Raw genomic sequence first — 18,411 nt, 5'->3', positions numbered from 1 at the left:
CGGCGAACGGGGCCTCAGGCGACGAGCTCGGACTCCTCGTCGGCGGGGGCGGCGACCGGCGCGACGCTCGCCGTCGAGGCGAGACCCGCCGTCTTCTCGTGCGGGAAGACCCACTTCTTCATGGCCCACCAGCGGAAGGCCATCCCGAGCAGGGTGCCGATGATCATGCCGCTGAGGAAGTCGGAGACCTCCTGGGCGACATGGCTGACGTTCGGGTACTGCAGGTCGAACGCGTAGCGCGCCAGGTAGAGCGGGATGTCGTTGACGACGACGCCCAGGGCGCTCACGACGAAGAACAGCACCGCCTCGACGTGACGCCTGCGGCCGCCCCGGGCCCGGAACGACCAGCCGCTGTTCAGCAGGTACGACGCGATCGTCGCGACGATGATCGCGATCGTGAGGGCCGTGACCGGCTTCGTCCGCATGACCGTGAACTTGAGCCCGTAGTTGACCCCGGCGGTCAGCAGGAAGCAGACACCGCCGGTGAAGGCGAACTTCACCAGCTCACGGTGCTTGACCAGCAGCGGGCGCAGTGGCGCGGGGACGCGGGAGAGCGTGATCCGGGTAAGCGACACCCGGGCAGTCTACGGGCCGTGGGTCATTGCGGGGGCCCGACCCAGACATGTCCGACCGGTCGTGTCGTATCCCCCACCGGCCCCGCGTACCTCACCGGCCCTCCCGCCTGGCACGGCCGACGAACGCGCGGAGCGGCCGGTAATTCGATGGATTCGCCGACCCGCCTCCCTCTAGGGTCGTCGCGGTTTCGAGGTCGTTCAGGTCGCCGGCAGGAGTGGATCATGCGAGTGCACTACCCCCGCACTCCCCACCTGCCCTGGTCTCCGGGGGCCACGCCGGACGACGTGCGCGCGGGCGACCTGGCCGGGTTCGCCGGCCGGGAGGTCGTCGTCACCGAGAAGCTCGACGGGGAGAACACCACGCTGTACCCGGACGGGTTGCACGCCCGCTCGCTGGACAGCGCGCACCACCCGTCCCGCGCCTGGGTCAAGGCGCTGCACGGCAGGATCGCGCGCCGGATCCCCGCGGGCATGCGCGTCTGCGGGGAGAATCTCTACGCCCGGCACTCGATCGCCTACCGCGACCTGGAGAGCTGGTTCTACCTCTTCTCCGTCTGGGACGGCGACCACTGCCTGGACTGGGACGCTACCGTGCGGTTCGCCCGGCGGCTGGGCGTGCCCGTCCCCGCCGTGCTGTGGCGCGGCGTCTTCGACGAGCGGCGCCTGCGGGCGCTCCGCCTCGACGCGGAGCGGCAGGAGGGCTACGTCGTGCGGACCGCCGACGGCTTCGGCGGGGACGAGTTCGCCCACCGGGTCGCCAAGTGGGTGCGGCCGGGGCACGTGCGCACGGACGAGCACTGGATGCTCGGCCCCGTCGTCGAGAACGGCCTGAGTCCCGCCGCCGCGCTCTGGCAGGCCCGGTCCGGGGCGACCCCGGGCCCGGCAGCGCTCCTCGGCGCGGTGGGCATGACGCCCGGCGACCTGCCCGACGTCGGAGGGGGAGGCCGGGGCGACGAGGCGGCCCTCGAACGCGCCGAGGCGGTCGTCGCCGAGGTCTCCGCCCGTCTCGACCTGCTCGGGCGCTCCGGCGACGAACGGCTCGCGGGTCTGCTGGCCGGCCTGTTCCACGACGCCGACCGGGCCCGGCTGATGCCGCGGCTCGTGGCGTCTCTCGGCGTGCCGGCGGCCCGGCGGGTCGCGGACCTCGTCGGCTCGTACCCCCGGCTGTACCGTCCCTTCCCGGACGAGGCGCGGCGCGCCGGCCTGACCCGGCTGGCGGGTACGGCCGACGTCGGCGTGCTGCACGCGGTCGCCGCCGCGGCGCTGACCGGGCGCGACGACGCCGAGGCCCGCGAGCAGGCCGGCTGGTCCGAGTTGCACGCCGACGAGGCGGGGCTCCTCGCCGAGTCGCCGCTGGAACCGCTGCGGGCCGGCCTGCGCCGTGCCCTCGCCGGCGGCCCGGGGGCGGTCCCCGACCGGGACGTTCTGGACCGTTGCTGGGCGGAGGCGCGGGAGGCGTACGCGGCGGGCCGGATCGCCACGCCGGAGGAGGCCGTGGCGCTCACCTGGCGGTGGCGGACCGGGGCCTTCCCCCGTCTCGTCGTCATGACCGGGCCGGCGGGCAGCGGGAAGAGCACCTTCGCCCGCGGCCTGCCCGGGGTGGACGCCGTCGTCTCCCTCGACGACCTGCGCGAGGCCCGCGGCTCGCGCGCGGACCAGCGGGCCAACCCGGAGATCCTCCGGGACGGCCTGCGCCGGCTCGGCGCGCTCCTGGCGGACGGCGCGACCGTCGTCTGGGACGCCACCGCGCTGAACCGGCACCAGCGTTCCCTGGTGCACGCCGTGGCCGAGCGGCACGACGCGCTGACGACGCACGCGGTCATGCTCGTCCCCGGCGACCTGCTGGCCCGGCGCAACGCGGACCGCGCGCATCCGGTCCCCCCGGACGTGCTCGCCGCCCAGCTCCGCCGCTTCTCCCCGCCCTATCCGGGTGAGGCCCACCGCACCTGGTACGCCGGACCGGACGGACGGGTGGAGGACGTGGCCGGGGCCATCGACGACGCGATCCCGGCGGACACGAGGAGCGGCCGTGCGGACCAGTGAGGAGATCTACCACCGGATCCGCTGGGATCCGCGGTTCGACCCCGCGCGGTTCCTGCTGGGGATCAACGTCCGCGGAGCGCCGCCCAAGCGGGTTCCCCTGCCCGCGTTCGTTCCCGGCGGAGACATCCCCTGGCACCGCGTCCTGTTCGTCGAGGCCGACGGCGAGGTCGTCTGGGACCGCCGGGCGGGCGTGGACCGCGTCGACTCGTCACCGGCCGGGCGGGCCCGGGAGGCGCGCCGGCTCCGGGCGCCGTTCTTCGCCGCCAGGACACCGGTGGCCTGGGATCCCGCCGCGGGCTGGCGTCCCGCCGAGGCGGACGCCCCCGGCCGCGACCGGGGATCGACGGCGCGTCCGGCCCCGGACGCGAGCGGCCCCACGGCCGCCACCACCCCCATCGCCGCCGACTCCATCACCGCCGCTCACACGGCCGCCGGTGGCCCCGCTGCCGCCGCGGGTACCGCGCCGGCCCGCCTCCGGGTGCTGACGTGGAACACCCTGTGGGACCGCTACGACGCCGACCGCATCGACACCGCCCGCCGCAGGCCGCTGCTGCTGGCGGCCCTCGAACGCGCGGACGCGGACGTCATCGCGCTGCAGGAGGTCGAGGCCGGGCTGCTCGACCTGCTGCTGCGGGCCCCCTGGGTGCGGGCCGGCTACACGCTGGGCACCGACCCGGCCGGACCCGACGTCGACGAGACCGGGCTGCTCCTGCTCAGCCGCCTGCCCGTGCGCGAGGCCGGCCTGCACGTCCTCGGCCCGCACAAGGGGGTCGCGGCCGTCACCGTGGAGTTCGGCGGCGGTACGGTCGTCGTCGCGGCGACCCATCTGACCAGCGACCACACCGAGAACGGCGCCGCCCGGCGCGAGGCCGAGCTCACGCGGCTCGCCGAGCTGCCGGCGCACGTGGACGGCGAGGTCGTCCTCCTCGGCGACTTCAACGACGGCGACGACGGCCTGGCCGGTGTCCTCGGGGCACGGGACGCCTGGACCGAGGTCCACGGCCCGGGCGACCGGACCGTGACCTTCGATCCGGCAGCCAATCCGCTGGCCGCCGTGTCCTCGCTGTCCGGCCGCGCGTCCCGGCTCGACCGGGTGTTCCTGGGCGGCTCCGTCCTGCGCGCCACCACCGCGCGTCTCACCGGAGACTCCCCGATGACGCCGGACGGCCTGTTCGCCTCCGACCATTACGGCGTGGTCGTCGACGTCTCCGCCGGCGCGGGGCCCGAGCCGGCGGCACCGCTCGTCGTCCCCGCGGCGGACGACGCGCCGGCGCGGACGGTGGCCGAGCGGCTCCGCGCGTGCCTGGCGGAGGGCCTCGTCGAGGTCGTCGGATCCCGGCGCATGGAATGCGCGCCGGCCGGCGCGGACCTGGACCTGGTCGCGGTGCTGCCGGGAACCCCCGACCCGGCGGACGTCCGGAGGCGGGTGACGGCGGCGCTGCCGGAGGCGGCCGGCGTACGCCACGTGACCGGCGCGCGGGTGCCCGGCCTGCGGTTCCGGAGCGCCGGGCTCGCCGTCGACCTCATGGTGGTCGCCGCGGGCGATCTCGCGCCGGCCGAGGCGGTGGCACGCCGTACGGACCTGGGCGAGACGTCCGCGATCGCGCTGAGCGCCGTCAGCGACGCCGACGCCGTCCTGGCCTCGGTCGCCGGGCACCGGGACCGGTTCTCCGGTCTCGCCCGGACGGTGAAGGCGTGGGCACGGGTACGCGGCCTGGACTCGGCCCCGTTCGGCGGCCTGCCCGGCCTGGCCTGGGCGGTCCTGGCGGCGCGTACGGTGCGCGAGGCGGCGGAGGATCTGCCGCCCGGCGACCTGCTCCGCCACTTCTTCGGCACCTGGGCCGCCTGGGACTGGCGGCGGCCGGTCGTGCTCCGGCCGGAGCCCCGCGCCCGCGACGCCTCCGCAGTGGAGCCTTCCGCCTCCGGCGCTTCCGCGGCGGAACGCTCCGCCGCCTCCGCTGCCGCAGAGGAGCGCTCCGCCTCCGACGTCGCCGCGCCGGAGCGTCCCGTCGCCGAGGTCGCCGCGCCGGATCCGGCCGCACCGCCGGCCGTACGCGTCATGACTCCGACCGCGCCCGTACGGTCCTGCACCGGCCAGGTCGGGCCCGGCGTGCGCGACCTCCTCACGCGGGAGCTCTACCGCGCGTGGGAGATCCTGGAGGAGGGCGAAAACGGCGGTGACCCGCCGGCCGCGCTCCTGTCGCCGCCGCCGATGCACCGGCGGCACGCCGCGTGGGCGGTCGTCACCGTACGGCGGACCCCGGTGGAGGAGTTCGGCGTGACGCTCGGCCGGGCCCGTGGCCGGGTCCGGGCCCTGCTGTCCGGGCTGGAGGACGCCGGGATCGCGGACGCGCACGCCTGGCCCCGCCCGTTCGAGACGGGGCCGGAGGCGACGCGCTTCGCCGTGGGGCTGGGCCGCACCCCGCCGGACGCCGCCCGGCTCGCCGCGATCGCCGGGCCCTGGGCCTCGACTCTGCGCGGCGTCACGGTCGCGTGGGCGCCCTGCGGTGAGGTGCCGCCGCTCCCCTGACCTCGGGCCCGGCCGCGGTCAGGGGTGGCCGGCGGGGACCGGCTCCGGGGCGGCCGCCGGCGGGAGCGGGGCGGGGCGGACCCGCAGCGCCCGGGCGGCCCAGGCGGGCAGCCACCAGTTCCAGCGGCCGAACAGTGACACGAGGGCGGGCACCAGCAGCGCGCGGATGACCGTCGCGTCCAGGAGCACGCCGAGGCCGAGGCCGGTCGCGAACACCTTCAGCTCGGTGATCGGCGCGGACGCCAGCGAGGCGAACGCCAGGAAGAGGATGAGCGCGGCACTCGTGACCAGCCGGCCGGTACGGCCGATGCCCTCGACGACGGCGGTCCGCGTCGACCCGGTCCGGTCGTACTCCTCGCGCATCCGGGCGAGGATGAAGACCTCGTAGTCCATGGACAGCCCGTACAGGAACGCGAACACCATCACGGGGACGAACTCCGTGATCGAGCCGGTCGCGGCGATGCCCCAGATCGGCTTGGACCCGTAGCCCTCCTGCCAGACCAGGACCATGGCGCCGAGGATCGCGGCCAGCGACAGCAGGTTCAGCAGCACCGCCTTCAGGGGCAGCAGCAGGGACCGGAACGCCCGGGCGAGCAGCACGAACGTCGCCAGCGCGATCAGCGTCAGCATCAGGGGGAACGCCCCGTACACGGCCCTGGCGAAGTCGACGCCGGCGGCCGCGGAGCCGGTGACCCCGGTTCCGGCGGGAACGGCGGCGCGGACGCGCCGGACCGTGTCCTTCCCCGCGGCGGAGCCGCCCTCGGCGACGGGGAGCACCGCGATCAGCGCCGTCCCGTCGCGCCGCCAGGAGGGCGTGTCCGGGGCGACCGCGGCGGCGACGCCGGGCAGCCGGGACAGGCGCGCGGCCGTCGCCGCGGGGTCGCCCCGGGGCACGAGGACATCGATCGGGGTGAGGACGCCGGTCGGGACGCCCGAGTGGACCAGGGCGGCCCGCCCCTCGTACGCGGGCCCCGACGAGGCGAGCGCGTCGCTCTCCGGGTCGCCCAGGTGCAGGCCCAGGGCCGCGACCGCGAGGGCGGCGAGGACCGCGCTCGATACGGCGACCGCCGCCCACCGGAACCGTACGACGCCCCGCGCCCAGGCGGACCAGCCGCGCCCGGCGGCGCCGCCCCTGCGCAGCCGGGGCCGGTCGATCCGCGCGCCGAACCTCGCCAGCAGCACCGGCAGCAGGGTGAGGACGGCGACGACGCTGACGGTCGGGATGATGATGCCGCCGTAGCCGACGCTGCGCAGGAACGGCACCGGCAGGACGACCATCGCGACCAGGCCGATGGCGACCGCCCCTCCGCTGAAGACGATCGCGCGCCCGGCGGTGGCCATCGCACGGCGTACCGCGTCGTCGCCCCGGTGCCCGGCGGCCTGCTCCTCACGCCACCGGGTGACCAGCAGCAGGGAGTAGTCGATGGCCACGCCGAGGCCGATCAGCGCGACGATGAACTGGACGATCACGCTGACGTCGGTGAACGTCGTGAGCCCGTACACGATGAGGAACGAGGTGAGGATCGAGCAGACCGCGATCAGCAGCGGGACGAGGGCGAGCAGGGAACCGAAGACGAACGCCAGCACGGCCAGCGCGCCGAGCCCGCCGATCAGTGTCTCGGACAGGACGTTCGGGCCCCGGCCGGATCCGCCGCCGCCGGACTCCAGCGGCTGCATCCCCGTGACGCGCAGCGTCGCGCCGGGCGGGAGCGCCGCGCGCATCGCCGCCGTGACGCGCCCGGTCAGGTCCGGGCCGCGCATCACGCCGGCCTGCCCGGCCGCGGGCCCGTAGACGAGGCCGAAGGTCGTACGGGCGTCGCGGCCCACGAGACGGCGGTCGCCGGTGTCGGCGTAGGAGACGGCGCGCCCGTGCACGGCCGTGGCGGCCGCCGCGAAGGCCCGGCCGATCCCGGCGCGGACGCCGGGCGAGTCGACGGTGCGCCCCGCGGGCAGGGTGATCACCGGGACCAGCGGGTCGCGACCGCCGGTGCCGTACGTTTTCACGATGGCCGCGTTCGCCTCGTACGACGGCTGCCCGGGGACGACGTTGCGCGCGGTGAGCCGCCCGCCGATCTGCGACGTCGCAAGCACGCCCGCGACCGTGAGGGCGAGCCAGGCGAGCGTCACGGCGAGCTTGTGCCGCAGTACGAATCGGGAGAGTCCTTCCATGCGGGCCAGCACAGCAGCCCGCGCTTCCGGCGCCGTGTGGGTGTTCTGGGAGTTCCCTGTCACAGGGTTCTCACAGCGTTCTCACAGAACGGCGCGGGACACTGGGGCCCGTGACCGACCGCCCCATCCGGGTCCTCGTCGTCGACGACGAGCCCTACCTCGCCGATCTGGTCGCGACCGCGCTGCGCTACGAGGGGTTCGAGCCCGCCGTGGCCGGCACGGGCGCCGAGGCCCTCGCGCAGGTCACGGCGTTCCGGCCGGACCTCGTCGTGCTGGACGTGATGCTGCCGGACGGGTCCGGGCTCGACACCTGCCGGAGGCTGCGCCGCGAGGGATGTGAGGCGCCCGTCGTCTTCCTGACCGCCCGCGACGCCACGGAGGACAAGATCGCCGGACTGACCGTCGGCGGCGACGACTACGTCACCAAGCCGTTCAGCCTGGAGGAGCTCATCGCGCGGATCCGCGCCGTGCTGCGCCGGACGAGCCGCCCCGGCGGGGCCGAGGCCGCGCGGCTCGGCTTCGCCGACCTGGAGATCGACGAGGACGCCTATGAGGTATCGCGGGGCGGTGCTCCGCTGGAGCTCACGCCCACCGAGTTCAAGCTGCTGCGGTACCTCGTCATCAACGCCGGGCGGGTGCTGTCCAAGCGGCAGATCCTCGATCACGTCTGGGACTACGACTTCGGCGGCAACGACGGCGTCGTCCAGACCTACATCAGCTACCTGCGCCGCAAGGTCGACGTCGTCGACCCGCCGCTGATCCACACGGTGCCCCGCGTCGGGTACGTCCTGCGGCTCCCCCGGTCGTCGTGATGTCCCTGCGCGGGCGCCTCGTCCTCACCCTGCTCGGCCTGCTCGCGGCGGGCCTGGCGGTCGCGGCGCTGGGCAGTTTCGCGACGCTGCGGCACGACATCGTCCGCCGGACCGACCGGCAGCTGACCGCGGTGGGCAGGGCGATGGAGACGGCGATCGGTGACCGCGCCGGGTCCGGCGGCGCTCTCCCGGTCGGCGCGCACGGCGCGATGCTGGCCCAGGCGCTGGCGGAGAGCGGCGCCATCCCGTCCCTCATGCAGGTCCGCGCGGCGGACGGCGGGATCGTCCAGACGTTCGCCGCGCAGAACGCGCCGCCGCTGCCGCCCCACCCCGCCCCCGCGGCCGTCACGGCGCGGAACCCCGACGGCGCGCGGATCTTCAAAGTCGGTGATATCCACCCCTGGCGGGTCCGCGTCTCCCGGCTGCCGAACGGGCGGATCCTGCTGATCGGCAATCCGACCCGGGACTCCGACAGCGCCATCCATCACCTGGCACGGGTCGAGGTGGTCGTCTCGATCGCCGCGCTGGCCGCCGTCGGGCTCCTCGCGCGCCGGTCGATCCGCCGCGGCCTGCGCCCGCTGGAGGAGATCAGCGGGACGGCGCGCGCGATCGGCGCCGGCGACCTGTCCCGCCGCGTCGAGCCCGCCGAACCCCGCACCGAGGTCGGCCGCCTCGGCCAGGCGCTGAACGACATGCTCGGCCAGATCGAGACGGCCTTCCGCGAACGTGAGGCGTCCGAGGAGCGGCTCCGGCGGTTCGTCGCCGACGCCTCGCACGAGCTGCGCACGCCGGTCGCCACCGTCCGGGGGTACGCCGAGCTGTTCCGGCGGGGCGCGGCCGACCGCCCGGACGACCTGGCCAAGACGATGGCCCGGATCGAGGCGGAGGCCGAACGGATGGGGGTGCTCGTCGACGAGCTGCTCCTCCTGGCCCGGCTCGACCAGGGGCGCCCACTCGACCGCGAACCGGTGGACCTGGCCCGGATCGCGGCCGAGGCCGTGGCCGGCGGTCGCGCCGTCGAGCCGGACCGGCCCATCGACCTGGAGGCGGCGGAGGGCGCCGTGGTGCTCGGTGACGCGATGCGCCTGCGCCAGGTCCTGGACAACCTGCTCGCCAACGTACGGCGGCACACGCCTGCGGGCTCCCCCGCCACCGTGCGGATCGGCGCCGCCGACGGCGAGGTGGAGATCGCCGTGACCGACCACGGCCCCGGGCTCACCGAGGACCAGTGCGCGCTGGTCTTCGAACGCTTCTACCGGACCGACTCCTCCCGCTCCCGCGAACACGGCGGCGCCGGGCTGGGCCTGTCCATCGTCGCCGCCGTCGCCGAGGCCCACGACGGCAGCGTCGCCGTCACCTCCGTGCCGGGCGAGGGCACCACCTTCGTCGTCCGCCTCCCCCGGGCCCCGGCCGCCGAAGCCCGGTCTCACTCCTGACACATCCGTCGTGACCATGAGGTCTCCGGAACCAGAACGTTCCGCCTCACGGATGCCGGCCGACGTTGCGCGTGGCGATCGACTTGATTTCAGTCGAATAGATGTTCGATGATGGTCGAGTGAGTGAGCTATCGTCGCAGGTCACAGAGGGCTTCTCGCCTCTGGCGGGCATGGACCTCGTCCCTGTCCTGCCTGCGCTGCGCGCGGTGATCCCCGGGGGCGGGCTGCGTCCCGGCACGGTCACCGGCGTGGACGGCTCGACCGCGCTGGCCCTCGCGCTGGCGGCCGGGCTCGGGGATCGCTGGTGCGCGGTCGTCGGCCTTCCGGAGGCGTACGTCCCGGCCGCCGCGGCGTTCGGCGGCGCGGACGGCGGCCTCGATCCGATGCGGGTCCTGCTCGTCGACGACCCGGGCCGTCGGTGGGCCGACGTGGTCGCGGCGCTGACCGACGGGTGCGCGATGGTGATCGTACGGCCGCCGGAGGAGCCTCCCGCGCCCGTCGCCCGGCGGCTGACCGCGCTGGCGCGCCGGAACGGCTGCGCGCTGGTCACGACCGGGCCGTGGGCGGGCGCGGCCCTGCGGCTGCGCGTCGAGGCGAACCACTGGGCCGGCGTCGGGGACGGCACCGGTCACCTGCGCGGCCGCCGTGCGCTCGTGACGGTCTCCGGACGCGGCGCGGCGGGCCCCGGCCGCCGGGTCTGGCTGTGGCTGCCGGGCCCGGACGGCTCCGTGACCGTCGCCGAGCACGAGGGTCCGGCGCGTCTGGAGGCCTTGGCGGGATGAGCCGTGCGTCACTCCCCGATGCGCCGGGTCCCGGCGGGCCGGGCGCCGAGGCGCCGGGCCCTGGGACCCCTGGCTTCGAGGTGCCGAGCCCGGGGACGCCGGGCACCGAGGTGCCGGGCCCGGGGACGCCCGGTTCGCAGGACTCCGGTGGGCCGGGCACCGGCGGTGGGGCGGGGACCGTGCCGCGCGTGCTCGTCGTGTGGTGCCCGGACTGGCCGGTCACCGCGGTCGGCCTGGACGCGAGCGTCCCCGCGGCGGTGGTCGCCTCGGGCCGGGTCGAGGCGTGCTCGGCGGCGGCGCGCGCCACCGGAGTACGCCGGGGGCAGCGGCTCCGCGACGCGCAGCGGCACTGCCCCGGCCTGGTGGTCCGCGACCGCGACCCCGACGCCGAGGGCCGGCTCTTCGAGACGGTCGCCGCCGCCGTCTCGACGATCACCCCGTGGGTCGAGGTCGTACGCCCCGGCGTCTGCGCGATCCCGGTGCGCGGCGCCGCCCGCTACCACGGCGGCGTGGACCGGGAGACGGCGGAGGAGTCGCTGCGGATCCACGTCCAGGACACCGTGGTCGAGCGCGGCTTCGACTGCGGCGTCGGGATCGCGGACGGCCTGTTCGCCGCCGAGCTTGCCGCGCGCACCGCGGACGGCGGCGCGATCGTGCCGCCGGGCGGGGCGGCGGAGTTCCTCGCGCCGTACCCGGTGACCGTCCTGAACCGGCCGGAGCTCGCCGACCTGCTGCCCCGGCTCGGCATCCGCACGCTGGGCGCGTTCGCGGCGCTGCCGGCCCGGCACGTCGCGAGCCGCTTCGGCGCGGACGAGGTGCGCGCGCACCGGCTGGCCCGCGGCCTGGACGCCCGGCCGCCCGCGCCACGGCCGCCGCACGCGGACCTGAGTGTGACGACGGAGTTCGACCCGCCCGCCGCGGCCGCCGAACAGGTCGTCTTCGCCGCCAAGGCGCTCGCCGAGCGCCTGCACGAGGCGCTCGCCGCCGAGGCCCTGACCTGCGTGCGGATCGGCGTCGAGGTGACGGACGCCCACGGCCGTACGCAGTCCCGGCTGTGGCGGTACGACGGGGGGGTGGTGGGGCGTGGCCACGGGGGTGAAACGGGGGTGGTGGGGCGTGGCCACGGGGGTGGAAGCGGGACGCTGTCCGCCCTCGCCGTCGCCGAGCGGGTCCGCTGGCAGCTGTCGTCCTGGGAGGCCCCGCCCGACGAGGAGGGGGTCGGCGGCATCGTCCTCCTCCGGCTCCTGCCCGACCAGCTCGTCCCGGACGAGGGGCGGCAGGAGGCGCTGTGGGGACAGGTCACGATCTCCGACCGCATCATGCGGGCGGCCGCGCGGGTCCAGGCCATGCTCGGCCACCAGGCGATCACCCGGCCGTACCCCGCGGGCGGCCGCGCGCCCGGCGAGCGCGTCGTCCGGGTCCCCGTCGGCGACCTCCCGCCCGGGCCGGCCGCCTCGGAGGGGCGGTGGCCCGGGCGGATCCCCGACCCCGCGCCGGCGGTCGTCCATCCCGACCCGCTGCCCGTCCGCGTGACCGGCGCCGACGGCGCGCCGGTCACGGTCAGCGCCCGCTGCGCGGTCTCCGCCCCGCCCCGCCAGCTCGAGATCGACGGGCGCGTCCTGCCGGTGACCGCGTGGGCGGGCCCCTGGCCGGCCCGGGAGCGCTGGTGGGACCCGGCGCGGTTCCGCCGCCGCGCGCGGTTCCAGGTCGTCACCGCCGACGGCGGCGCGCGCCTGCTCGTCGTCGAAGGCGGCCGCTGGTACGTCGAGGCCGACTATGCCTGACCGGTCCGTCTCGAGCCGGGAGACCCTCCCGTCATCCGCGAGTGCCGCCCTGGATCGGCCGGCCGCGCCCCGCGGGGGAGGGCCTCATGGGGTTCGATAATCCGCGGATCCCGTGGCGGCAGTTCGAGCGGCGGCTGTCCTGGGGCACGTCCCCGCCCGCGAGCGAGACCACCGAACCGGCGGACCGGCCCACCCCGCGCGGGCGGCCCGAACCGGCGACCCGCCCCGCCCCGCCCGTGCGGCTGCCGTCGCTCCGGGGCGGCTGGGCGGAGCTGCACTGCCATTCGTCGTACAGCTTCCTCGACGGCGCGTCCAGCCCGGAGGAGCTGGTCGAGGAGGCGGTCCGGCTCGGCGTCGAGGCGCTGGCGATCACCGACCACGACGGCATGTACGGGGCCGTGCGCCTCAAGGAGGCCGCCAGGGGGACCGGCGTGGGCACGATCTTCGGGGCGGAGCTGAGCCTGGACCTGCCCGCCGCCGCGGCGGGCGAGCCCGATCCGGGCGGGCGGCACCTGCTGGTGCTGGCCCGCGACGTCGAGGGGTACGGGCGACTGAGCGCCGCGATCAGCCGCGCGCAGCTGGCCGGGGGTGGGAAAGGCCGCCCGGTCTACGACCTGGCGGACCTGGCGGCGGCGCACGGCGGGCACTGGGTGGTCCTCACCGGCTGCCGCAAGGGCGCGGTGCACGCGGGCGCGGACCCCGAGGCGGAGCTGCGGGCGCTGGTGGAGATGTTCGGGCGGGAGAACGTCTTCGCCGAGCTGATCGACCACGACCAGCCCCTCGACGACGCGCGCAACGACGCCCTGGACGACCTCGCCCGGCGCGTCGGCGTCGGCGTCGTGGCCTCGAACAACGTGCACTACGCCGCGCCGAGGGACGCTCCGCTCGCCGAGGCGCTCGCCGCCGTACGGGCCCGGCGCGGCCTGGACGACATGGACTCCTGGCTGCCCGCGACCGGCACCGCGCACCTGCGGTCGGCGGCGGAGATGGCGGCGCGGCTGGCCCGCTTCCCCGGCGTGCTGGAGCGGACGGTCGAGCTGGGCCGCTCCTGCGTGTTCGACCTGGACCTGGTCGCGCCGAACCTGCCGGACTGGCTCGTGCCTCCCGGGCACACCGAGGCGACCTGGCTGCGGCACCTCGTCGAGGAGGGGGCGCGGGAGCGGTACGGGACGCGGCGGCGGGCGCCGCGGGCGTACCGGCAGATCGCGTGGGAGCTGGGCGTCATCGAGCAGCTCGGCTTCCCCGGCTACTTCCTGATCGTGCACGAGATCGTGGAGTTCTGCCGGGACAACGACATCCTCTGCCAGGGCCGGGGCTCGGCGGTGAACTCCGCGGTCTGTTACGCGCTGGGCATCACCGGCGTCGACCCCGTACGGCACAACCTGCTGTTCGAGCGGTTCCTGTCGCCCGGCCGCGACGGGCCGCCCGACATCGATCTGGACATCGAGAACCGCCGGCGCGAGGAGGTCATCCAGCACGTCTACGACAAGTACGGACGGGACCGGGCCGCCCAGGTCGCCAACGTGATCACGTACCGGCCGCGGATGGCGGTCCGCGACGCCGCCCGCGCGCTCGGCTTCTCCCCCGGCCAGCAGGACGCCTGGTCCCGGCAGTTCTCGCCGGATTCCCGGCCGCCGGAGGGCATCCCGGAGGCGGTGACCGCGCTGGCGGGCCGGATGCAGCGGCTCCCCCGGCACCTGGGCATCCACTCGGGCGGCATGGTGATCTGCGACCGGCCGATCGGCGAGGTGTGCCCGGTCGAGTGGGCGCGGATGCCGGGCCGCAGCGTGCTGCAGTGGGACAAGGAGGACTGCGCCGCCGTCGGGCTGGTCAAGTTCGACCTGCTCGGGCTGGGCATGCTGGCGGCGCTGCACGACACGTTCGACCTGGTGGGCGAGTTCCACGGGCGGCGCTACGACCTGCACACGATCCCGCCGGACGACCTGGACGTGTACGCGATGCTGTGCGACGCCGACACGGTCGGGGTGTTCCAGGTCGAGTCCCGCGCGCAGATGGCGACGCTGCCCCGGCTCAAGCCACGGACGTTCTACGACCTGGTGGTGGAGGTCGCGCTGATCCGGCCCGGCCCGATCCAGGGCGGTTCGGTCCACCCGTACCTGCGCCGCCGGAACGGGCACGAGCCACCCGACATCCCGCATCCGCTGATGAGGAACGCGCTGGAGCGGACGATGGGCGTGCCGCTGTTCCAGGAGCAGATGATGCAGCTGGCCGTGGACTGCGCGGGGTTCACCCCGGCCGAGTCCGACGCGCTGCGGCAGGCGATGAGCGCCAAACGGGCGCCGGAGCGCGTCGAGCGGCTCCGCGACCGGCTGCTGAGCGGCATGGCCGAGCGCGGCATCCCCGCCGGGATCGCCGAGGAGGTGTACGACAAGATCCTCGGCTTCGCCAGTTTCGGGTTCCCCGAGTCGCACGCGCAGAGCTTCGCGCACATCGTGTACGCCAGCGCGTACCTGAAGCGGCACTATCCGGCGGCGTTCACCACCGGGCTGCTGCGCAACCAGCCGATGGGGTTCTACAGCCCGCACACCCTGCTCGGCGACGCCCGCCGGCACGGCGTACGCGTCCTCGGCGTCGACGTCAACGCCAGTTCCGACCAGGCGACGCTGGAGGCGCCGTACACGCCCGCCGGGGACCTCCCGCACGCGCCCGGGGAGCCGCAGCCGGCGATCCGCCTGGGCCTGTCGTCCGTGCGGAACCTCGGCGAGGACGCCGCGAAGCGGATCGCCGCGGGCCGGCCGTACGCGGACCTGGAGGACCTGGTGCGCCGGGCCGCGCCGCCGACGGCGGCGCTGGAGGCCCTCGCGACGGCGGGCGCGTTCGGCTGCTTCGGCCTCGGCCGCCGCGAGGCGCTGTGGGCGGCGGGCGCGCTGGCCCACACCCGCCCCGGTCACCTGCCCGGCACCGCGCCGGGCACCGCCGCGCCCGAACTGCCGCCGATGACCATGGTCGAGCAGACCATCGCCGACCTGTGGGCCACCGGAACGGCCGAGCACCACCCGATGGCGCACGTCCGGGCCGTCCTGGACGAGCGCGGGGCCGTCCCCCTGGCAGCGATCAAGGACGTGCCGGGCGACACGAACATCCTGGTCGCGGGCGTCGTCACGCACCGGCAGCGCCCGGGGACCGCCAACGGGGTGATCTTCTTCAACCTCGAGGACGAGACCGGGATGCTCAACGTCCTGTGCCGCCCGCAGATCTGGGAGCGCCACCGCACCATCGCGTTCCAGGCGCAGGCGCTGCTCATCCACGGCCGGCTCGAACGCCAGGACGGCGCCGTGAACCTCGTCGCCACACGCCTGCAACGGCTGCCCGTCGCCACGCTGACCCGCAGCCGCGACTTCCGGTGACCGCTCCGGCGACCGCCTTTACGTTGTAGATCAATAATCGTCACCGGCAGAGCGGCAGTCCGGCGACCTTGCCTCCTCCGTTCATCCGGCCGCAGAGCGGCTGGTACCCCGGTAGGCCCCCACCGCCGACGGTGACCCGGACGAGGGTCAGTCCCCGGTTCCCCGGGCCGTTCGCATCGTGATCGTCCTTGGTGAAGTCGACGGCACCGGTCGCCGCGTTGTCCCACCGCCGGGACGTCAGTTCCAGCAGCACGCTGCCCGAGGTGATCGTCCGGCTGCCCGGGACCAGCGATGCGCTCTTCGCCGGGATGGCGAGGGCGGTGAACGCCTGCTGAGCCGCCTGCGCCAGCACGGACGTCGCGTCATAGGTCAGCGCCATCTGGCCGTCCGCGAGCAGTGCCTGATTCGCCGGGCTCACGCCGAGGTTGTTGCGGGCCAGCGTGAAGAAAGGCGTGAAACGGTCCCTCCCGCCGGCGGTGAGATTGCTCGGATAGGTGGCGCTCGTGAAGTAGACGCTGATCCCCGGCGGAAGGATGACGTCATGGGGTCCGTTGCCGAACCGCGCCCGCGCGACCTCGTCGCCGCCCAGCAGCGCCAGCGGTCGTTTCGCGCACCCGCCGTCCCCCAGGTTGTTGATCAGGTTGTACAGGTCCTCGGCGCGGCCGGCGAAATAGACCAGGTCGAAAGGATCACCGGCGGCCGCGGCGCAGGCGGTCCTGATCTGGCCGCCGATGTCGTCCGCGCCGTTGTAACGGACGGTCGACACGCGCGCCGAACGCGACTGCCGCTCGACGTCGGCGGCCAGTTCGGCGCTGTACTGGTCCTTCGTCGCGCCGGGCTCCCGGGAGACGATCATCGCGTGGCGCGGAAGGCGTCCGCCGAGCGCCTTCCGCGCCGCGTAGGCGGCGAGGGCCGCCTCATCGTGGTCGGTCGAGGCGAGCCCGTAGTAGTGGGACAGGCGCGGGAGCAGGTCCGAGGAGTTGACGGTGCCGAGCACCGCGAGCCCGGCGTCGTTCAGGCGCGTTATCGCGGCCTGTGAGGCGTCGGTGTTGCGCTCCATCCCGACGACCCCGACCACCGTCGGGTCCCGCCGTGCCAGCGCGAGGATGACGTCGCTCGCCTGCCGGGAGAAGTTCATGTTCTCACCGACGTTGACGGGCAGCAGCCGGATCTTCAGCCGGTTCCCGACCGCGCCGGGCTGGCCGGTCCGGTTGTTGCCGATCTGCGCGAGGTACGCGCCGGCCAGTGCCCGGATGCCGCTCACCACGCTCTGGTCGTGGCCCTCGGCCGCGGTGAGGATCCCGGCGTACAGCACGGTCACGTACGGCTGGTGCAGCCGCAGGACGGTCCGGTTCTCGCGGTCGATCCGGGTCTGCAGGTCCGCGAGCGTGAACCTGCCCTGAGAGAGGGCCAGGTCCGCGTCGTCCCTCGGCGGCATGCGGTTGCCGTCGACCCCGATGCTCGTGGCCCCGCGTTCGAACCGGACGCCCCCCGTCGCGATGCCGACGCACTCGCGGCTGCCGTCGGCGTCGGTGAGCAGCCGTGCGTCGGTGTTGGCGGAGAAGGGGAACCCGACCTGGCAGTACCTCGCGGCCAGCCGGGTGTGGAGGTACGGCACGCCGACCGCGATCAGGAGCAGGGCGACCACCAGGGATCGCCTGGACCACAGCCACGTCCAGAGCGGCCGGCGCCGGGCCGGCAGCGGGGCGGGCGGGTTACGGCCCGGCCGCCTGGCCGGGATCGGCAGGCGCAGCACCCAGGGCAGCGCCACCTGCTGGCTGGGGGCCTGCGCGGTCCCCAGCGACGCCTCCCAGTCGTCGTAGCGGTCGTCGATGGACGCGTCGGTCCGGTGCTGCGGGGGCGCCAGGTCGTCGAGGTCCCGCCGGTGCGCGTGGTCCACGGAGGCGATCACGAGCAGGGGGTGCAGCTCGCTGCGGCGGCTGCGGATGTCGCTCATCGCCGACAGCAGCTCGATGCCGCCGTTGTCCTTCGTGATGCCCTTGAGGAAGACCACCGGCGGCACGGGACGTTTGAACCCTCGAAGATCGGGCGACAGCCTGCCGTGCGCCGCCCGCAGGTCCTCCAGGAACGCGAAGCACTTCAGCTGCAACCGGAACTCGTCGGCACCGTGCTTGGCGGTCATCCGGCCGAGCACCCGTTTGAGCCGGCCCTCGAAACCCTCGCCGCCCAGCACGCTGAAGAAGGAGGAGGTCGCGAACCATCGATAGCGGCTTCCGAACCCCAGCCGGGTGAGGACGGCCAGCCAGGACCGCGGTCGCAGGAGCAGGCCGAGCAGCCCCAGCAGCACCAGCAGCAGGGCCGCGCCGACGAGCAGCACGGGAAGGGTCACCTTGTCCGCTAACCCCTGGGCGAAACCGCCCAGCAGCACGGTCGCGGTGACGCCGGCCGCCGACCACCAGACCGGCGCCCTGCCCGGGCGCAGGGTCGAGGAGAACGACGCCGCGGCGTCATTCCACTCGTCGGCGGGGTTCGTATCGTTCGCGGCGGCGCGCGCGATGGCCCGCTCGAGTGACTTGACCAGGTCGGAACGGGGGAACTTGAGCCGCCCGAAGTCGGGGCGGACGGATCGCCAGGCTCCGGCTTCGGACATCGTGTCGAGCAGGCGAAGGTCGGCGTCCTCCCCGTCCGTCTCGAGCACGGGACTGATGTGGGGCACCCGTGCGTCGGCGGCCGCCTGTTCCAGCGCGTCGACGTAGGCGCCGACGTCGGCCTGCGGATCCGCGGACTCCAGGGCGACCACCGGGAACGGCCGACCGGTGAGACGCCAGGGGTTCAACCTCGTCAACGAGTCGAACAGGGCGAGGAGCCTGCGCCCCTCCTCCGTGTTGAGCACATACCCTTCCGTGGCGTTCATGCCCATACAGCCAGCCTTCCGACGAAGCCAGGTGATC

At 75.1% G+C, this 18,411-nt stretch carries 10 protein-coding genes; 7 read left to right on the top strand and 3 right to left on the bottom strand.

Translation table 11 applies throughout. From position 1 onward, the window contains the following. Nucleotides 1–14: 14 nt before the first annotated feature. Entirely contained in the window at nucleotides 15–575 is a 561-nt protein-coding gene (locus NE234_RS33080) for a GtrA family protein (protein WP_252784814.1), read from the bottom strand. A 222-nt stretch (nucleotides 576–797) separates the two neighbouring features. On the opposite strand from NE234_RS33080, the gene NE234_RS33075 reads away from it, so the two are divergent. Both NE234_RS33075 and NE234_RS45565 read left to right on the top strand, forming a co-directional pair. Next, nucleotides 798–2,618 (top strand): RNA ligase family protein, encoded by a 1,821-nt coding sequence (locus NE234_RS33075; RefSeq protein ID WP_252784813.1) that lies wholly within the window; start codon nucleotides 798–800, stop codon nucleotides 2,616–2,618. Then, entirely contained in the window at nucleotides 2,605–5,148 is a 2,544-nt protein-coding gene (locus NE234_RS45565) for a poly(A) polymerase (protein WP_252784812.1), read from the top strand. Before NE234_RS33075 ends, NE234_RS45565 begins: the two co-directional genes overlap by 14 nt. A gap of 18 nt (nucleotides 5,149–5,166) precedes the next feature. Here NE234_RS45565 and NE234_RS33065 read toward each other — a convergent pair whose 3' ends face one another. Then, nucleotides 5,167–7,317 (bottom strand): MMPL family transporter, encoded by a 2,151-nt coding sequence (locus NE234_RS33065; RefSeq protein ID WP_252784811.1) that lies wholly within the window; start codon nucleotides 7,315–7,317, stop codon nucleotides 5,167–5,169. 110 nt (nucleotides 7,318–7,427) lie between these two features. Here NE234_RS33065 and NE234_RS33060 point away from each other — a divergent pair, with 110 nt between their 5' ends. From NE234_RS33060 to NE234_RS33040, 5 genes are all read left to right on the top strand, one after another. Next, entirely contained in the window at nucleotides 7,428–8,129 is a 702-nt protein-coding gene (locus NE234_RS33060; protein ID WP_252784810.1) for a response regulator transcription factor, read from the top strand. Then, nucleotides 8,129–9,565: a sensor histidine kinase gene (locus NE234_RS33055; protein ID WP_252784809.1), complete on the top strand. Its 1,437-nt coding sequence runs from the start codon at nucleotides 8,129–8,131 to the stop codon at nucleotides 9,563–9,565. Before NE234_RS33060 ends, NE234_RS33055 begins: the two co-directional genes overlap by 1 nt. A 119-nt stretch (nucleotides 9,566–9,684) precedes the next feature. Further along, nucleotides 9,685–10,347 (top strand): hypothetical protein, encoded by a 663-nt coding sequence (locus NE234_RS33050; RefSeq protein WP_252784808.1) that lies wholly within the window; start codon nucleotides 9,685–9,687, stop codon nucleotides 10,345–10,347. Then, complete coding sequence (locus tag NE234_RS33045; RefSeq protein WP_305886734.1) at nucleotides 10,344–12,131, top strand: DNA polymerase Y family protein; 1,788 nt, start codon at nucleotides 10,344–10,346, stop codon at nucleotides 12,129–12,131. The genes NE234_RS33050 and NE234_RS33045 overlap by 4 nt, the downstream gene beginning before the upstream one ends. A gap of 86 nt (nucleotides 12,132–12,217) precedes the next feature. After that, complete coding sequence (locus NE234_RS33040; protein ID WP_252784807.1) at nucleotides 12,218–15,499, top strand: error-prone DNA polymerase; 3,282 nt, start codon at nucleotides 12,218–12,220, stop codon at nucleotides 15,497–15,499. A 40-nt stretch (nucleotides 15,500–15,539) separates the two neighbouring features. On the opposite strand, the gene NE234_RS33035 is transcribed toward NE234_RS33040, so the two are convergent. Beyond that, nucleotides 15,540–18,374: a hypothetical protein gene (locus NE234_RS33035; RefSeq protein WP_252784806.1), complete on the bottom strand. Its 2,835-nt coding sequence runs from the start codon at nucleotides 18,372–18,374 to the stop codon at nucleotides 15,540–15,542. Nucleotides 18,375–18,411: the final 37 nt, after the last annotated feature.

It is taken from the genome of Actinoallomurus rhizosphaericola (assembly GCF_024055675.1).
Lineage (GTDB): Bacteria > Actinomycetota > Actinomycetes > Streptosporangiales > Streptosporangiaceae > Actinoallomurus > Actinoallomurus soli.
The sequence above is the reverse complement of the archived record's forward strand: the minus strand, read 5'-3'. Positions and strand labels throughout refer to the sequence as shown.

What these genes read in the sequence shown, in the direction of transcription:
- NE234_RS33075 (WP_252784813.1), top strand. Translation starts at nt 798, where the DNA reads ATGCGAGTGCACTACCCCCGCACTCCCCACCTGCCCTGGTCTCCGGGG.
- NE234_RS33065 (WP_252784811.1), bottom strand. Translation starts at nt 7,317, where the DNA reads ATGGAAGGACTCTCCCGATTCGTACTGCGGCACAAGCTCGCCGTGACG.
- NE234_RS33055 (WP_252784809.1), top strand. Translation starts at nt 8,129, where the DNA reads ATGTCCCTGCGCGGGCGCCTCGTCCTCACCCTGCTCGGCCTGCTCGCG.
- NE234_RS33045 (WP_305886734.1), top strand. Translation starts at nt 10,344, where the DNA reads ATGAGCCGTGCGTCACTCCCCGATGCGCCGGGTCCCGGCGGGCCGGGC.
- NE234_RS33040 (WP_252784807.1), top strand. Translation starts at nt 12,218, where the DNA reads ATGGGGTTCGATAATCCGCGGATCCCGTGGCGGCAGTTCGAGCGGCGG.
- NE234_RS33035 (WP_252784806.1), bottom strand. Translation starts at nt 18,374, where the DNA reads ATGAACGCCACGGAAGGGTATGTGCTCAACACGGAGGAGGGGCGCAGG.